The sequence below is a fragment of the Neptunomonas antarctica genome, assembly GCF_001305295.1.
GTDB classification, from domain to species: Bacteria; Pseudomonadota; Gammaproteobacteria; order Pseudomonadales; family Balneatricaceae; genus Neptunomonas; species Neptunomonas antarctica.
Window position 1 is genome coordinate 1 of record NZ_LJSI01000010.1, and the last position, 3,023, is coordinate 3,023.

A 3,023-nucleotide genomic window follows, 5' to 3' on the forward strand; every position below is an offset into this window, starting at 1 on the left:
CTCAGGCTAGCCGCTGTGACATCAAGGTTGTTGGCGGCGTAGAGTTCCCCCTCTGATAATGTGACCTGGCCATTCGTCGCCAACACTGTCAAATCGTGACCTGCCGATAGCTGGGCATCCAAACCTTTAACAAAAACATCGCTGTTACCGGTAGAAGATGTTGACGCGATAGCGAGATCACGCGCCGCACTGATGGCGGACTGTATTTCTACTTTCCCTGCACTGCTTATCGTAAAGTCATCAACGCTCGCCGCCGCATCACCCAACATACGTACGCCAACACCGGCTTCGGTAGCGATAATACGGATACGCCCGGCATACATGCCGCCCAGGGCGGTAGAGTCAATAGCGTATGAAGGTGCGGCACCATTGCCAGCCACCGTGCCTGTCGTATTACGGCTATCGTAGTTCCAGCTATTATTACCCGTCGTGATACCCAGACTGCCCGTCGGACTGGTGTTGATATTACCGTCGACTTTGACTGAGCGAGTCACCATATCCAGTACTTGTTGTGCGGTGGCATCGATACCTTGAGCGCCGATCAACACATCCCCGCTATTGACGGTAAAGCCGGTAAGGCTGCCATCGGCACCGATAGTCGATGTACCCGTCGTCAGCGTAGCGCGATCCGTGTTTATAAATCCGCAGCCGTCACAGGTAATACCATAGGGGTTCGCTACAATGACATCCGCTTTACCGCCCAACACCTCGGTATAACCCGCCAAGGTGCTGCGATTAACAGACACCACTTCGTTCAGAATGACGGTGGCTTCCTTCACCAGATTCATGTTCGAGGTGACTTGGCCCGCCAGCTGAGATTGACGCGCTATTTGGCTATTATTACCGTTGTTCAGGACTAATCCGTTGGCCTCAACATCATAGCGGGTATAGCGGTTATGCGAGAGGCCCGTAGCATTTGCCGTCTCAATGTTAACGACCGGCACACCGTTCGCTGAGATATACGCATTGGTTTTACCGCTGGCAGGGATGACCGTCGTGGCAGGCTGATCCGCCAACGCTGACTCGGCCCCCAAGCCCGATGAAATCAATACAGCCAGCAATGCTTTGCCGACAGCACGCCCTCCCCCTTTACCACGCGAGTGTGTGGTTTCTGCCACAACAACCCAAGATCCTGTACGCACACTCCAGATAACGCGATGAATTTTGTTCATAATAATATCCTAGAATGAGTAAGCGACACGGAACCAGGTTTGGTTGGACTCTTTCGTCATAGTGTCCGGCAGGGAAAGCGGGCGGGTATTGATAAGCTCCAACGATGCGCCGCGCCAGTTAGTCGAAATACCAACCACCATGCCCGACAGGCGGCCTTGTGGAACATCATCGACTTGACTACTGACCTCGCCGAGGTCATAGCCCGCATAGAAGCGAGCCGATAAAACTTCGCCGCCAATGGTTATGGGTTTACGAACGGAAAGTTCATTGCGCCAGTAATAACCGTCATCACCGGAGAGTGAATTATTGACAAAACCTCGCACCGAGTAGAGGCCGCCAATTGAAATTTGTTCTGACCCATATACAGCGCTATGTGCTTTTTGGGCGCTTAACTGGCTGGTAAAACTGATTTTTTCATCAAACAGACGAAACGGACGATTATAGTTAAATCCGGCTTTAATCTTTTTAAACTGAGCGCGCGGCGCCCAGTCTGGTAGGTTATCAGGATCCTTTAGCGCGCCTCCCACACTTAGCCCTTGAGCATAACCGAGATCGAGTGAGAGCAGACCACCCGCAAAATCCGTGCTGAGATTCGCGTCGATATCAAGCACCGTCAGGCGACGGCTACTCACGCCCAAAAATTGATTATCAAGGTAGTTTCGTGCATTTTTACCGGTGATTGAACCCGACAGCAGCACACGCGTCGATTGATCACGATACATCACCCGATCAATCTGCAGACTATCTGATCGGTTATTACCGCTTGCAATGAGTTCCTGTCCGCTAGGCACAAGAATAGTACTGGCGTAACGTGAGTAACTGGTTGCTAACGACACCGTGGTGTAACCAAAAGGAATGCTGAAGTTAAAGCTATCACTGACCGAAAATTTACGTTCCGAATCACCCGGTGTGGATTCCCGGTGCGTCGCAGAAAACATATCGTCAAATCCGAGAAGATTATCAGCCGTGAAGGTCAGGCCCGTTTGCACTTCGCCTGTCGATTTTGAGCCTTGGTTGTCAGTCGATAGGTAATAATGGAAGGGTGAGCCCGGTTGATTATAAACAATCACCTGACTTGCACCGGTGGCGTCTCCTGGCTGAATATCGAGCTGTGCATTATTAGAGGCAAGCCGGTTTATCTGATCAATACCTTGCTCCAAATCACGCAGATTGAGCAAGTCGCCCTCGGTACTGGAGAAAACATTCAGTACTGAAATGCTATTAGTATTGCCATCTTTAATCAGGATTTTTTCTATCACCCCTTCAATCACTAAAATTTCCAGCGTACCCGTGCTCAGGTCCTGAGCAGGCAAATAGGCCCGGGTGGTCACATAACCGCTATCAATATAATCTTTCGTTATTATCCCAAGAATCTGCTCAATATCGGCAACATTGAGACAGTGACCATTGTATTCATCGGTAATGTGCTTATGAACCGCCGCTGACAAGTGTACTGCGTCAGTAATAGTGACTGTCTTAATGTCGCGGCAAGCAGCGCCAATAGCCGGCACTGTGATTTTTGGCATGAGTGGCTGAGTATCCATGCCATCCACGCCATCAGTGCGACGTCTGGCGGCTTCTTGATCTCGTTCAATACGATCTTGTTCTTGGCGCTGGATGATATTTAATTGGCGCTGTGCCGCTTCAATATCTGCTTGAGTTGCAGCAAAACTGCTATCCGGCATCAACACACCGATTGAAAGGCAGAGACTAAGCCCGATACGCATTGGTACAGCATTCCCGTTCAACGTAAAAAAATGTTTTAAACAACCACTAAAATATGACATCCAGCTCTCCTTTTTCTAATTAGCTGCATATTTATTTATAAATTTGCATTATCAATGCGAACT

2 protein-coding genes are annotated in these 3,023 nt (G+C 49.7%); both read right to left on the reverse strand.

Annotated elements, in window-relative coordinates; all coding sequences use genetic code 11:
• The coding region (locus Nant_RS00055) for a two-partner secretion domain-containing protein (protein ID WP_156298813.1) at positions 1-1,172 on the reverse strand (1,172 nt) is incomplete at its 3' end.
• A gap of 9 nt (positions 1,173-1,181) precedes the next feature.
• Positions 1,182-2,960 (reverse strand): ShlB/FhaC/HecB family hemolysin secretion/activation protein, encoded by a 1,779-nt coding sequence (locus Nant_RS00060; protein ID WP_054339602.1) that lies wholly within the window; start codon positions 2,958-2,960, stop codon positions 1,182-1,184.
• Between the last annotated feature and the right edge of the window lie 63 nt (positions 2,961-3,023).